This is a genomic window from Mesobacillus persicus (assembly GCF_900109925.1).
In the GTDB taxonomy this organism is placed as follows: domain Bacteria; phylum Bacillota; class Bacilli; order Bacillales; family Cytobacillaceae; genus Mesobacillus_B; species Mesobacillus_B persicus.
In genome coordinates this window covers 338,131-351,711 of record NZ_FOBW01000001.1, presented here as the reverse complement: position 1 = coordinate 351,711, position 13,581 = coordinate 338,131, and the positions used below count along the sequence as shown (strand labels likewise).

Sequence of the window (13,581 nt, the reverse complement as noted above, 5' to 3'; positions counted from 1 at the left end):
GTACCAATGCTAGCTGAATTTATCAATCCATATTATTTGCAAATTGGCTGTTTTGTTTTAATCAATATTATTCTCGCCCTAAGTGTTTTTGTCCCACTATCTACAGGGCAATTATCACTAGCTAGTGCTGGTTTTATGGGCTTGGGAGCTTATACTTCCGCTCTTTTGACCATTCATTTTGAGCTCCCGATTATAGTAGGTGTTATTGCTGGAACATTAATCGCAGGTTTGTTTGGTATTTTGATCGGTGTTCCTACCCTAAGGCTACAAGGTGTCTATTTAGCGATTGTTACCCTAGGGTTTGGTGAAGTTATCAGGGTTGTGTTTGTTAACTGGGAATCGTTAACGAAAGGATCGGTTGGAATATCGGGGATTCCCCATATTGGACGTGAGATCCTTAAAACGTTTAAAGAGTTTGGGTTTAACCCGCAAAGCTTAGGTCTTCAAAACAATCAATTTATCTTTCTAAGTATCTTTTTTCTACTTTTAGTGATTACTGTATTCCTAGTTTGGTTCTTCAGGAGACAAAGTCGCTCTCGTGTCGGACGTGCCTATGCGGCCATCAATCTTGATGAAAAAGCGGCCGAATCAATGGGAATCAATATCACGTATTATAAGGTTTTAGCTTTTACGCAAGGGGCATTACTTGCAGGGTTTGCTGGTAGTTTATATGCTCATGTTCTTGCCTATATTAGCCCGGCTGACTTTTCATACCATCGAGCCGTCGATATTTTAGTATTTACTATCTTCGGTGGAAGTGAAGTAATCTGGGGACCAATATTTGGTGCAATTTTCCTTACCTTCTTACCAGAGGTGTTGCGCTTTATCAGTGAATATCGTTATATGATTTATGGTTTAATGATTATCATCTTGATGGCTGTCCGTCCACAAGGCCTTATTGATGTAACTATCATCAATTGGATTAAATCGAAAGTTTCGAAAAGGGGTGTCAAACATGGTTCTAGAAGTGAAAAAAGCATGTAAAAACTTCGGTGGTCTCGCTGCAGTTTCTGATGTCTCTTTTTCGATTCAAAAAGGTGAGATTTTTGGCCTGATTGGACCAAATGGCGCTGGGAAAACAACGATGTTTAATTTGATTACGTCAATGTTTCCGTTGTCATCAGGTGAGGTCATTTTTAAGGAAGAGAACATCAATGGATTAAAACCGAATAAGATTACCGAAAAAGGCATTTGCCGAACGTTCCAAAACATTCGTCTCTTCCCTCTGATGACAGCGGAAGAGAATGTCATGGTTGGTGTTCATTGCCGAAGCAAATCTGGTGTGTTAAGTAGTGTTTTCCGAACAAAATCGCAGCGGAAAGAAGAAGAACATATCCGTTCGCGTGCAACAGAATTGCTTGAATTCGTGGGACTTAAAGACTTTGCTGAAGTATCGGCAGAAAACCTCGCTTATGGACAGCAGCGAAGATTAGAAATTGCTCGTGCCATGGCAAGCGACCCGAATCTGCTTTTATTAGATGAACCGGCCGCAGGGATGAACGAGACGGAAACGGATGACTTATTTCAATTAATTAAAAAGATTCAGTCTAGAGGGGTTACAGTTCTATTAATTGAGCATGATATGCCACTTGTCATGAAGTTATGTGACCGAATTGCCGTACTCAATTTCGGCAAAAAGATTGCAGAAGGAACGCCAACAGAAATTCAAAACAACCCACAAGTCATCGAGGCCTACCTCGGAAGTGAGGAGGAAGAAGAATATGCTTAAGGTAAATGGAATCAATGCCTTTTACGGGAAAATTCAAGTCTTAAAAAATATATCACTTGAAGTCGAAGAAGGAAGCATTGTCACGATACTCGGTGCCAACGGAGCAGGGAAAACGACGACAATGAAGACGATTTCTGGTTTATTAAAACCACAAGAGGGGAAAATCGAATTTCTCGGTGAGGACGTAACCGGCTTAAGACCTGACCAGCAGTTAAAGAAAGGAATTGCGCTCGTTCCAGAAGGGCGCCAAATCCTTGCTGGAATGACGGTTTTAGAGAACCTTGAAATGGGAGCTTACCATCGAAAAGACAATGAAATCGACCAGGATCTCGAAAGGATGTTTGCACGCTTTCCAATTTTAAAAGAAAGAGAGAAACAGCTTGGCGGAACACTTTCCGGTGGCCAGCAACAAATGCTTGCAATCGCTCGAGCGATTATGAGCCGTCCAAAGCTTTTGCTTCTAGATGAGCCTTCCATGGGACTTGCACCGCTCGTTGTCGCAGATATTTTTAAGATCATCAAAGAAATCAACCAAACCGGCACAACCGTGCTACTAGTTGAACAAAACGCCAGACAAGCGTTGAAAGTCTCTGATTATGGTTATGTACTAGAAACAGGTAAAATCATCGCAGATGGAAAATCATCAGACCTCCTAAACGATCCACGAATCATGGAAGCATATCTAGGTCGTAAATCTAGTTAAATACTTACAACACAGGCTGACACACAGATGTCAGCCTTTTTTGCACGAGAAAATTGGAAAAAAATTCTTTTAAATAAACATCCTGTCATTTATAGTAAAGTTATCCTAGGTGCCAGGCACCATCCAGTTATTTACCATTTACGAGGAGGAGTATAAGTGGTTGAGATGATCGAGGTTAGGGGAGTTTCGAAATCCTTTGGGAGTCAACAAGTGTTAAAGGATGTTGATTTTCAGGTGAAAGCAGGGGAAATTGTTGGCCTTTTAGGTCCAAATGGGGCGGGGAAGACCACGGTAATTCGGATTTTAAACGGGGTGATTAAAGCGGATGCTGGGACGATTTCAATCATGGGGCTAAGTCCCACCCAGAGTGACGACATCAGGGCGATATCGGGGATTGTCACAGAAAGTGCCGGTCTTTATCACCAAATGAGTGGATTAGAGAATCTAGAATTCTTTGCTGAACTTTATGGTGTTGAGGATAATGCTCAAATTAAGAGATTGCTTGAATTATTCGAGCTAGTAGACCATCAACATAAACCAGTTGGTACATACAGTACCGGGATGAAAAAGCGGCTCGCCCTCTCAAAAGCGTTGTTACATAATCCCAAGATTTTGTTCTTAGATGAGCCTACCAACGGATTAGACCCTGATGGGATTAAAATGGTTCTCTCCTACCTTAAAACCTACAATCAACAAACAGGCACCACGATTATTCTCTGTTCACATGTGCTTCATCAACTTGAACCGATTTGTGATTCCTTCGCTTTTTTAGAAAACAAAACAATAGTTGAACAAGGCTCTAAACAAGAGCTCGAGCAAAAATATTTAACCGAAATCGTTGTAAGTGTTTCAACGGATTATGTTCCACAGGAGAAAACTTTTCTAGGCTTTCGATGCGAAAAGTTCGAAAATGGAATGACAATTACGCTTCCTTCTAAAGAAGAAATTTCGACTATTTTAAAAGAACTACTGAAACATCATCGTGTTTATTCTGTCGAGATAGCTAATAATGACCTTGAATCGATCTATTTTAAAGTAAGGGAGAAGATCAATCGATGAATAAGAGGATGATGAAAGCAATCATAAAAAAAGATTTACGGGACATTTATCGGACGAAAAGTTTATTAACAACGATTATCATCATCCCGATTATCTTTTCCATCGTATTTCCAACGATTTTGATTGGTTCCGCTTTGTTGTTTGATCTTGAAAAGGCAATGGGGGCGGATATGCAGAAAATGTTGGATATGTTTTTAAATGAAATAGGAACGAAACAGAGGATCGCTGAGACACCAGAGCAACAAATCGTCTATCTTTTCATCAACTATATCCTACCTTCGTTATTTTTACTGGTTCCGATCATCACAGCAAGTGTCGTTGCCGCCAATAGTTTTGTAGGGGAGAAGGAGCGTCGGACATTGGAGAGTTTATTGTTTTCACCAGTATCAATTAAAACGTTATTTATCAGTAAAACGGTAGCCTCTTTTATACCGTCTTTTCTCGTTTCAGTTATCAGTTTTATTCTTTGCGGACTAATTATAAATGGATTAGGGTACCAGTTATTTCAGGAAATCATTTTCCCATCAGGCAACTGGATAGTTCTTATAACATGCTTATCGCCGATGGTTACATTAATGACGGTACTATTAAATCTATTTATCTCATCAAGGGTAAAGACGTACCAAGAAGCACAAAATATTTCGGGAATCATTATCCTCCCAGTAATCGGAATGATTGCCGGCCAAGCTAGCGGCTTGTTTCTAGTTGGTGTAGAAATCACCCTGATGATTTCCGCAGCAATCCTATTACTTAATCTAATCCTTCTTCAACGCATCACTAAGCTGAATGATCGTCATGTGTTGTTTGAAAAGCAAATACATTAACAGTAAGAACGAGACTCTTAAATATTATGGATAAGCGAATAGGTCGGTTCAATGCGTTTACCTTTAGCTTAAGTAAAAACAACAGTCACGTATACACAGCCTAAACAGATGAAAAAACTGAGGGAGAACCGAAAATAACTTGACCTGTACCAAATATAAGGCACAGGTCAAGAATAAGTATTGAAGCTATCAATCTACTAAAATACATTAAGCCATGTCGTAAACGCTTACAAATGTAGCCATGTACCGTACGAAACCATGTAAAGCAATCAGTTCAGCAATGCCTTCTTTTGATAATCCTTGGTTTTTAAGTCCCTGTAAAACTTCTCTATCCACATGAACGGGGTTAGCAGCTAGACTTTTGGCTAGTTTAGCGACTAAAATCTGTCTATCATTCATGCGAGCAGGGTAGGTTTCTTGTAAAAGTTGTTCAAACTGCTCGCGATTCCAGCCCATCTGGTGTTTTAAAATCATTAAGTGTGCCTCAAGCAATCCCTGAATTCCTAAGGTGTGGGCAATCACAGCTGCACAGATTCGTTTATCTTCGTGTTCAGCTGCGCCAGTTCTGAACGTCACTCCAGCTAAGGCCCACAGTCTAGGTAATACCCCCGCGTCTGCAGTCGCGTAATAAGTCTGAGGAATCGACCCGTAATATTCCTTTACTTCTTGGAGAACTTTCTCCGTTTTTTCATCATACTGAACCACCATAGTATCCCAACCTTCATATTAGAATATTCTAAATAATCTTAACACAAACTCGTCCATTGCACACGTTTTCTAATTGAATTTATGAAAATCTGAAGCCTGCCATACTAGAAACTCTAGGCTACTGGAACCTTTGTCATTTAAGGTATGACTCCGATATAAAACGGCCGTCTTTAGTATAGACGGCCGTTCTTGTTAGTTATTTATAAAATAATCGAGTTTATTAGTAGTAATGAAATTCGACTCTTCGATTAGCGGATGATGCTTTAATTCCTCCTCAAGCTGAGTCAATAGCTTCTTTAACATAGGGCTGTTTTGCTCATGCGGCAAAAATTCAACACCACACTGATAAAGGTCTCCTAGTTCTTGTTGAAAGACTAACTTACCATAATTCGTAATGAACTTGCCAAAGAGTTGCGTTGTAAATTTAATCGTCATCGCTGTATCCAGTGGGAGCTTAATATCGGTCACGAACCTAAGTCCTTTTGGACCCATATCCTCAATTAAAACATTGGTTTTTCCCAGTTGAATTACCTTCCCGTTGAGTTCGACAATTGTCATATCAGCCTCAAGAGGGTAGGGGAAGGAAATTCTAAAGTCATTCCGGTTTTCTGGTTTCATATATACTTCACTTTCAAATGAAACTGATTTTTCTACAAGCATTTTTTCGAATTCTTCAACAGGCTTCGGTCTACTAAACAAATATCCCTGAATTTCGTCGCATTCTAGATGGCGAAGAAGAGTGAGTTGCTCCTCATACTCAACCCCTTCAGCAACAACATTTATCTTTAATTCACGGGCAAGATTAATAATAAATTTAATAATCGCCTTGCTTTCCTCATTGTGGTGAATGTCACGAATAAATGATTTATCCAATTTAATCGTATCAAAATTAAAGTTTCTTAATGAGCCTAATGAGGAATAACCTGTACCGAAATCATCAAGGGCAACCCCTACACCCAATTGGCGGATTTCATCTATCGTATTTGAAACCTCAGATTCCTTCTCTAATATCATGCTTTCAGTAATTTCGATTTCTAAGAGGGTCCCGCTTATTTTTGAATCTTCTAAAATAGTAGAAATGGTTTGGACTATATCCGTTTGCAGGATTTGTAGAACTGAAAAATTAAGTGAAATTATAATTGGTTCAAATCCTTCTTGTTCCCATAATTTAATTTGTCTACAAACATTCCTAAGAACCCATTCTCCAATTTGAATAATAAATCCAGATTCTTCTGCCAAGAAGATAAACTCTGAGGGAGGAACCATTCCCCATTCAGGGTGTTTCCACCGGATAAGTGCCTCTGCGCCAACAATCTTATTTGTCCTCGTGCAAACCTTTGGCTGATAGTATAGTTCAAACTGATCTTGTTTTAATGCTTTCCTGAGATCGTTTTGAAAAGTAAAGGTTTTATAAGACTTTATATTCATGGTCGGTGTAAAAACCTGAAAACCATTTTTCCCATTGTCTTTTGCTAGGTACATGGCTAGATCAGCGTTTTTCATTAAGGATTTACTATCCTCTCCAGAATCGGGGAAAAGACTGATACCAATGCTTGCAGTAATAAATAGTTCGAATTGGTCAACATTAAAAGGTCTTTCAAAAACCTCGATAATCTTTTGCGCAATCTTTTTTACACATTCGATACTCGTTTGGTTCGTTAGTAAGATAATGAATTCATCGCCAGCTAACCTGGCCACAACATCGCTATCCCAGACGCAACTTTTTAATGTTTGCGCTACCTCAATTAAGACTTTATCACCTGTATCATGTCCTAAGGTATCATTAATGAATTTAAATTGATCTAAGTCAATAAACATCACAGCTAACTTTAATTCCGTGCCTTTTTTCATTCTCAGTTCTGATTCAAGTTTTTGTTCTAAGTATCTTCGATTGGGTAAATCGGTCAAATAGTCATGAAAAGCCATATAGTGAACTTCTTCTTGTGCCTTTTTTATATCCGTGATGTCCTGGTAATTAACTACTACACCATTAACATTTTCATCATGTAAAAGATTTGAGCCTGTGATTTGAAAGTTTCGCCATTCCCCATTTTGATGTTTAAGCCGTAATTCCATGGAAAGCTTACCATTGTGGCTGTTATAAAGATCACGTAATTTAAGTATTGCAAGTTCGTGGTCATCCGGATGCATTAGGGCAAAAAGATCATTTGATAGGATTTCCAAAACTTCTTCATACGGATACCCGAGTACGTTTTCAATGGAGGGACTCTGGTAGTTAAGCCTCATATTTTCATCAATAATACTGATGATATCGTGTGAGTTTTTAATCAAAGAACTAAATCGTTTCTCTTGTTGTAATTTTATTTCGTTGATTTCCTTTTCTTGGGTCACATCTTTTCCAATAATAAAAAGCCCTATTGTCTTACCCTCTTCACTATATATTGGTGCTGCATCCGTCCAAACATTCTTTACTATACCACTCTTTTGAACGAATCTATATTGTCTTCGAGAAGCTTTACCATTGAAGGATTTTTGTATGAAATTCATTACTTTTGTTCGATCATCTGGATGAATCAGCTGATAAACTGGCTGCCCAATACATTCATCCGCCTTATACCCGGTTAGTTGGAAAAACCCTTTGTTGCATTCCATTAAGTAACCATATTTATCAATCACATAAATGGCATCTGGGTGAATCGTAAACATTTCTTGATAAAATTCTGATTCTGTTCTGTTTAAGTAGGATGTTAGTTTTTTTCTAGGTTCCCCCAAGTTCAAAAAATGACCACCTTTATTACATGAAGTTGTTCTCTCTCCCGCTTTTCATTATACAAATGAATTCGACTAGAAACATTATATTTATACATTAAATCAAAATTTACCATTGGTTTTCAATGATAACTGTTAAATTAATCACAAAAAAATTTAGAGGAGGTTAAAATTAAGTTCGTGTTTAAGAACTGAATTCAATTATTGGAGATATAGGGAGTACTTATAATAGAATGAAAATAGAACTCTGAAAGGAGCATGATACCATGAAGGTTTTTGTTGTAGGAGCGAATGGGCAAATTGGTCGCCATCTCGTTACACTTTTAAATGAAAGCAAGGAACATACCGTTAAAGCGATGGTTAGAAAAGAAGAGCAACAAGACGCCCTACAAAAGCTGGGGATTGAAACAGCTTTGGCTAGTCTAGAAGGAACAGTGGATGAGATTGCCGAGGCTGCAAAGGGCTGCGATGCGATTGTCTTTACTGCAGGGTCTGGTGGAAAAACAGGTCCAGACAAAACCCTACTAATTGATTTAGACGGCGCGGTAAAAACGGTTGAGGCGGCAGAAAAGTTAGGGATTAAACGATTCATTATGGTGAGTGCCCTTCAAGCTCACAAAAGAGAAAATTGGAACGAAAAAATCAGACCTTATTATGTGGCCAAACATTATGCAGATAGAGCTGTTATGCAAAGTGATTTAACCTACACGATCATCCGACCAGGTGGACTTCTCAATGAACCAGGTACAGGATTAATTTCTGCTGCAGAAAATGTTGAGAGAAGTTCAATCCCACGTGAAGACGTCGCAAAAATTATCTTTGAATCATTAAATGAAAAAAATACGTATAAAAAATCCTTCGATGTTGTTAGTGGAGACACGCCAATCTTTGAAGCATTAAAGAAAATTTAACACTTTACAGACATAGTCAAATCAAAAGGTAACTTAGAAGTTTTTAGTTGACCTATGTAGTCAAAGAAGGGGACAAAGGGCGCCAATTATGAGGTTTCTAGGTGCCCTTTGTAACGACTAAGCAAAGGCGTATGTGGTACCAATGAGGCTATTATGCCCTTAGATTAATAACTAACTTTTTCACTTGAACAATCCCAAGCCTGAAAAGGGGCATCGGAATTTTTAGGGGAAACCTTCATCATCGGGATTTGTCTGTCTTCATGAGGGACCTCGAGTTGCTCATAGATAAATTGATCATCAAAGCCAATTTTAGCTGCATCTTCTTTTGTACAAGCATAGTAGACTGCCTTCGGACGAGCCCAAAAGATAGCGCCTAGGCACATTGGGCAAGGTTCACAACTCGTATAGATCTCACAATCATCTAGTTGATAGGAACTAAAAAAATGACAAGCATCCCTAATTGCCTGTACCTCAGCATGGGCGGTAGGATCTTTTAGACGGGTTACATTATTTTGACCAACTCCCACGATTTCACCGTCTTTCACAACGATAGCGCCAAAAGGTCCCCCTGTATTGCCTCTCACATTATCAAGTGCAAGCTGCACAGCCATCTCCATAAACTTATCCATGAACACTCACTCCACCCATCTATTAAAATAGCCACCCATAACGACGGATTAAAATCCGGAACTTCTGTCATAAAACGAGCTGACGTAAGATTTTGTTTCCATCTAAAAGGGATTTACATTATCATATAGGGTTTTTCGCTGATTTCATATAAAAATGGAAGGAAACTTAACAAAGTTCTTTAATCCCTCCTGTATTAGAGGAATATAGGCTCTGATTATTTAATTCATACTTTACAACTAGGAATACTAAGGTTATGATGAATTTAGGTAAGAAACGACGGCAAAAGAGGAACCCAATCGGGTAATCAAGCTTCACGGGACTTAAGGAGGTTATAAATATGAAAGAAAAATATCCGGTAATCGAAGGTGCGGAAGCATTTTATTATAAAGGCAATGACATAGGAATTCTAATCTCGCACGGATTTGTAGGAACGCCACAAAGTGTCCGTTATATTGGTGAGAGGTTTGCAGATCATGGCTACACCGTATTAGCACCACGTTTACCTGGACATGGCACTCATTATCATGACCTCGAAAAGGCTACCCATGAGGATTGGTTCGCCGAATTGGAGAGAGGGTATCAATTTTTAGCAGAACAATGCTCCACTGTCTTCATGGTTGGCCAATCGATGGGGGGGACCTTAACCCTCAAGATGGCTCAAAAATATCCCGAAATCAAAGGGGTTGTGACCGTTAATGCCGCTTTAACTTTACCTTCATTCGAGTATTTAAAGCAGCAGCAAACTCCGAAATATATTCCCGAAGGCGAACCAGATATAAAGGCTAAGGGGGTTTATGAAATAACGTATCACAAAACACCATTGCATGCGATCCATCAACTTCAAGAATTGATGGAGAATACACCCGCATTGTTAGAAGAGATCACTAGTCCAATTTTATGTATCAAATCTACCGTTGATCATGTCATTCCACCAACCAACACAGATTTTATCTATAAAAATGTTGGATCAAAGATAAAAGCAATGGCTACTCTAGAAAATTCATACCATGTAGCCTCAATGGACAATGACAAGGAAGTCATTGTCGAACACGTGCACCGTTTTGTTCAAAGCCAATTGATTAATGAGCTAGTAACAACCTATTAATATATGACGGAAGGAACGATATTCCTTTAAAATTAGAAATGGCTGCCCCCTTAAATAAGAGGCAGCCTTTTTTATATTATATAATTTGCTATAAAGTATAAAATTATGATGCTAATAACAATACATATATTCGAGACTGTCCCAATTAAACGAGTGGTCGTATATTTAAACTCATGAGAATAAGGAATGACTGCAAGTCCAATTGGAAGCAGAAACCCAATTAAGATCGTCAGTCTGAACATTTGATCGACCGGTAGGAGGAAATAAAAACCTAATCCAAAAAGTAGCCCGAAACCGTAACGGAAAAGCAAGTATTTGATAATCGGACGAATATATTTCTTCTCAAAGGTGAAGTTCATATATAGCCCCAAAACAATCAACGATAGGGGCATATTCGCTTTAGAGATGACCGATGCAACATCAATCAATTCTGTCGGCAGTTTGATATGACTGAAATTTAGAACGGTCATGACAATATAACTCATAAACGGGATCGATTTGCTAAATTTCTTTACAATCCCAAGAGGGTTAAGGCTTAATCCCTGTTTAGAATAATAACTTCCGAGAATATAGGAAACCCCGAAAACGAGGAAGGCATTGCCGGCATCAAACATTCCGAAATATAAAAGCCCTTCAATTCCCCAGATTGCTTCAACTAGCGGGAAGGCAAACAAGCCGACATTGTACCCAGTAGAAAGCATCATAAAGGTCCCTTTGAGTTCCTTTTCTTCCTTTTTAAACATAAAGTAGGCAAGCAATACCGATATTAAACCGTAGCTGACAACAATAAAAGGAAGGAGGATTAGTGATGGTTCGATTACGACGGAGTTAAGAGATACAATGATGAGTGCAGGTAAAGTAATATTAAAAATAATTCTGGATAAAACCTCACCATCAGATTCTTTTAAAAGATTAAGTCTTTTAAATAAATATCCAACACCGATTAATAGTAATATATTTAAAAATTCCTGGTTCATATGAAAACTCCTCTAAGCTGATTGCAAAAGTATTGAAAAATATTTTTAGTAGTTGGAAGACACCAAACTACCACTCTCTGAAAACAATTATATTATTATAACATCAAAAGAAGAATATAGGTGTCCTTAGCAAAAAAAACCTGCATCCCTTTTGGGAAACAGGCCAATGATTAATACGTACTATAGATGTTATCACACTCTCCAGCTCTAGGCTCAAAGAAGCAATGGAGCTTATAGCGACCGACAAGAGGCTGATTGTACCATGTTGGCGGACAATCGCCAGTTGGTCTGAAGTACCAAAGACTATATTTTGCTGGCCAATCTCGATGCCCTCTTACCGCTTTCCGCGCGAGCTTTTTATCTACTTCACGTGCTCTTTGATAAAAATACCCTTTTTGAGTTGCTTCAAAGGCATGTTCCTGGTATACCATTTGGGGAATGGTTTTAATTCCTTTGAAATCGGAGCAATTTCCTCTAATTCGATTAATTCCTACAGCACCAACATGCATCATGCCAAGTTGACCTTCACCTTCGGCTTCCGCTCTTAGTAATCGTGCTAACAGATCAATATCTGCCTCAGTATGCTTTACAACGGCCATAAGCCCACCTCCACTATACCCTATCTTATTGCCTAAAGACATTAGATGTTACCACTTAGACAAAGGTTACGCTCCTATTCTGCCTAATGTGTTCGAAATACTTAGATTGAAAGCCGACAGTTAAATACCTTAAGAAAAAATCGTTGATTTTATCAGAAAAAATAGTAATATTGAGAAATATCAGCTAGAAATCGCAAAAGGAGTTTTTTTATGAAGACACATGAACAATGGACTTCCAAACTAGGCTTTATCCTTGCGGCAGCAGGTTCTGCTATCGGATTAGGGGCCATCTGGAAGTTTCCATATATGGCAGGAACAAATGGGGGAGCCATCTTTTTTCTTTTATTTATTTTATTAACTGTGTTTGTAGGGGCTCCAATTTTAATCGCCGAATTTTTAATTGGAAGGAACACCCAAAAGGATGCCATTACGGCTTATCGGAAGTTGGCACCAGGAACGAAGTGGCATTTGCTTGGAACGGCAGGTGTAGTTTTCTCGTTTATTCTCCTTTCGTTTTATAGTGTGGTGGGAGGATGGATTCTATCTTATTTAGGAAGAAGTGTCACAGGTTCACTATCGAATGCTGACTATGGACAATTATTTACTGACATCATCGCAAATCCACTTGAAGTAGTGATCTGCCAATTTATTTTTATCATCATGACGATTATGGTCGTTAAAGGCGGGGTTCAAAAGGGAATTGAACGTGCAAGCAAATACATGATGCCTGCATTGTTTCTATTATTCGTTGTACTTGCGATTCGATCGTTAACATTGGAAGGGGCAGCTGCTGGGGTCGAATTTTTACTCAAGCCAGACTTTTCAGCGATGACGCCGGAAACCATTTTGCTCGCATTAGGACAAGCATTTTTCACCCTAAGCGTTGGGATCTCAGTCATGGTTACTTATGCTTCTTATTTAGGGAAATCAGAGAACATCGTTAAATCTGCTTTCTCAGTTGCTGGGTTAAATATCTTAATATGCTTCTTAGCAGGTATCGTTATCTTCCCAGCTGTGTTTGCACTAGGGTTTGAACCAGGTCATGGCCCAGGCCTTGTATTTGTTGTCTTGCCAGCGGTTTTCAATGAATTGGCTTTTGGCGGATTGTTCCTTTTCATTTTTCTCGTCTTGCTTTTATTCGCAACATTAACATCAGCATTTTCCATTCTGGAAATCGTTGTCGCTGCATTGGTGAAAGATGAGAAAGAAAAACGTGTAAAAATCGCTTGGATTAGTGGAATCCTCATTTTCCTCGTCGGTGTACCGAGCGCGCTCTCATTCGGCGTTTTCTCCGATGTACAGATTTTTGGTAAATCCATCTTTGATGCAGCAGATTTTCTAGTCAGCAATATTGGATTGCCACTTGGAGCTCTGTTTATCTCTCTATTTGTGGGATATCGATTGCCGCGCAAGTTAGTAAAGGAAGAATTATTATTAGGTTCGAATGGAATGGGCTTCTTTTTTGATATTTGGTATTTTTCGATTCGTTATGTTGCGCCGATTGCCATTACCGTTGTCTTTCTTCAGTCGATTGGATTAATTTAATATAAAGGGCTGTCTTAATGGCGGCCCTTTTTGCATAGGTATAAATCAATGAACACTCTGC

Annotated in this window: 13 protein-coding genes; 8 read left to right on the top strand and 5 right to left on the bottom strand. The window is 38.8% G+C overall.

What is annotated here, in order from left to right; all coding sequences use genetic code 11:
• Window positions 1–6: 6 nt before the first annotated feature.
• The 5 genes from BMX30_RS01705 to BMX30_RS01685 all read left to right on the top strand — a co-directional run bounded on the left by BMX30_RS01705 (window position 7) and on the right by BMX30_RS01685 (window position 4,315).
• Window positions 7–984 (top strand): branched-chain amino acid ABC transporter permease, encoded by a 978-nt coding sequence (locus tag BMX30_RS01705; RefSeq protein ID WP_090740563.1) that lies wholly within the window; start codon window positions 7–9, stop codon window positions 982–984.
• Window positions 956–1,729 carry an ABC transporter ATP-binding protein gene (locus tag BMX30_RS01700; protein ID WP_090740561.1) on the top strand — a complete coding sequence of 258 codons (774 nt, stop codon included), beginning with the start codon at window positions 956–958 and terminating at the stop codon, window positions 1,727–1,729. Before BMX30_RS01705 ends, BMX30_RS01700 begins: the two co-directional genes overlap by 29 nt.
• Window positions 1,722–2,432: an ABC transporter ATP-binding protein gene (locus tag BMX30_RS01695; RefSeq protein WP_090740559.1), complete on the top strand. Its 711-nt coding sequence runs from the start codon at window positions 1,722–1,724 to the stop codon at window positions 2,430–2,432. Before BMX30_RS01700 ends, BMX30_RS01695 begins: the two co-directional genes overlap by 8 nt.
• A gap of 165 nt (window positions 2,433–2,597) precedes the next feature.
• On the top strand, window positions 2,598–3,491 hold the full coding sequence (locus tag BMX30_RS01690; protein ID WP_244532489.1) for an ABC transporter ATP-binding protein: 894 nt from the start codon (window positions 2,598–2,600) through the stop codon (window positions 3,489–3,491).
• Window positions 3,488–4,315 (top strand): ABC transporter permease, encoded by an 828-nt coding sequence (locus BMX30_RS01685; protein WP_090740555.1) that lies wholly within the window; start codon window positions 3,488–3,490, stop codon window positions 4,313–4,315. The genes BMX30_RS01690 and BMX30_RS01685 overlap by 4 nt, the downstream gene beginning before the upstream one ends.
• Before the next feature lie 207 nt (window positions 4,316–4,522).
• Here the strand turns inward: BMX30_RS01685 and BMX30_RS01680 are convergent, their stop codons facing one another.
• Together BMX30_RS01680 and BMX30_RS01675 are read right to left on the bottom strand one after the other, a co-directional pair.
• A complete protein-coding gene (locus BMX30_RS01680; RefSeq protein ID WP_090740553.1) occupies window positions 4,523–5,023 on the bottom strand; it encodes a carboxymuconolactone decarboxylase family protein in 501 nt (166 codons plus the stop codon).
• A gap of 192 nt (window positions 5,024–5,215) precedes the next feature.
• Window positions 5,216–7,762, bottom strand: a complete 2,547-nt coding sequence (locus BMX30_RS01675; protein WP_090740551.1) for an EAL domain-containing protein — start codon at window positions 7,760–7,762, stop codon at window positions 5,216–5,218.
• A gap of 257 nt (window positions 7,763–8,019) precedes the next feature.
• On the opposite strand from BMX30_RS01675, the gene BMX30_RS01670 reads away from it, so the two are divergent.
• The gene (locus BMX30_RS01670) at window positions 8,020–8,664 is read left to right on the top strand and encodes an SDR family oxidoreductase (RefSeq protein ID WP_090740549.1); all 645 of its coding nucleotides are present in this window, start codon (window positions 8,020–8,022) and stop codon (window positions 8,662–8,664) included.
• A gap of 164 nt (window positions 8,665–8,828) precedes the next feature.
• On the opposite strand, the gene BMX30_RS01665 is transcribed toward BMX30_RS01670, so the two are convergent.
• Complete coding sequence (locus BMX30_RS01665; protein ID WP_090740547.1) at window positions 8,829–9,299, bottom strand: nucleoside deaminase; 471 nt, start codon at window positions 9,297–9,299, stop codon at window positions 8,829–8,831.
• 332 nt (window positions 9,300–9,631) lie between these two features.
• Here BMX30_RS01665 and BMX30_RS01660 point away from each other — a divergent pair, with 332 nt between their 5' ends.
• Window positions 9,632–10,399: an alpha/beta hydrolase gene (locus BMX30_RS01660; protein WP_090740545.1), complete on the top strand. Its 768-nt coding sequence runs from the start codon at window positions 9,632–9,634 to the stop codon at window positions 10,397–10,399.
• 71 nt (window positions 10,400–10,470) lie between these two features.
• Here BMX30_RS01660 and BMX30_RS01655 read toward each other — a convergent pair whose 3' ends face one another.
• Both BMX30_RS01655 and BMX30_RS01650 read right to left on the bottom strand, forming a co-directional pair.
• The gene (locus BMX30_RS01655) at window positions 10,471–11,376 is read right to left on the bottom strand and encodes an AEC family transporter (RefSeq protein WP_090740544.1); all 906 of its coding nucleotides are present in this window, start codon (window positions 11,374–11,376) and stop codon (window positions 10,471–10,473) included.
• Window positions 11,377–11,546: 170 nt separating this feature from the next.
• On the bottom strand, window positions 11,547–11,975 hold the full coding sequence (locus BMX30_RS01650; protein WP_090740542.1) for a cell wall hydrolase: 429 nt from the start codon (window positions 11,973–11,975) through the stop codon (window positions 11,547–11,549).
• A gap of 210 nt (window positions 11,976–12,185) precedes the next feature.
• On the opposite strand from BMX30_RS01650, the gene BMX30_RS01645 reads away from it, so the two are divergent.
• Window positions 12,186–13,520, top strand: a complete 1,335-nt coding sequence (locus tag BMX30_RS01645; RefSeq protein ID WP_090740540.1) for a sodium-dependent transporter — start codon at window positions 12,186–12,188, stop codon at window positions 13,518–13,520.
• Window positions 13,521–13,581 lie beyond the last annotated feature (61 nt).

Bases quoted from the DNA above. Each gene is read 5' to 3' on its own strand.
- BMX30_RS01705 (WP_090740563.1), top strand. From the start codon at position 7: ATGCTAGCTGAATTTATCAATCCATATTATTTGCAAATTGGCTGTTTT.
- BMX30_RS01700 (WP_090740561.1), top strand. From the start codon at position 956: ATGGTTCTAGAAGTGAAAAAAGCATGTAAAAACTTCGGTGGTCTCGCT.
- BMX30_RS01695 (WP_090740559.1), top strand. From the start codon at position 1,722: ATGCTTAAGGTAAATGGAATCAATGCCTTTTACGGGAAAATTCAAGTC.
- BMX30_RS01690 (WP_244532489.1), top strand. From the start codon at position 2,598: ATGATCGAGGTTAGGGGAGTTTCGAAATCCTTTGGGAGTCAACAAGTG.
- BMX30_RS01685 (WP_090740555.1), top strand. From the start codon at position 3,488: ATGAATAAGAGGATGATGAAAGCAATCATAAAAAAAGATTTACGGGAC.
- BMX30_RS01680 (WP_090740553.1), bottom strand. From the start codon at position 5,023: ATGGTGGTTCAGTATGATGAAAAAACGGAGAAAGTTCTCCAAGAAGTA.
- BMX30_RS01670 (WP_090740549.1), top strand. From the start codon at position 8,020: ATGAAGGTTTTTGTTGTAGGAGCGAATGGGCAAATTGGTCGCCATCTC.
- BMX30_RS01660 (WP_090740545.1), top strand. From the start codon at position 9,632: ATGAAAGAAAAATATCCGGTAATCGAAGGTGCGGAAGCATTTTATTAT.
- BMX30_RS01655 (WP_090740544.1), bottom strand. From the start codon at position 11,376: ATGAACCAGGAATTTTTAAATATATTACTATTAATCGGTGTTGGATAT.
- BMX30_RS01650 (WP_090740542.1), bottom strand. From the start codon at position 11,975: ATGGCCGTTGTAAAGCATACTGAGGCAGATATTGATCTGTTAGCACGA.
- BMX30_RS01645 (WP_090740540.1), top strand. From the start codon at position 12,186: ATGAAGACACATGAACAATGGACTTCCAAACTAGGCTTTATCCTTGCG.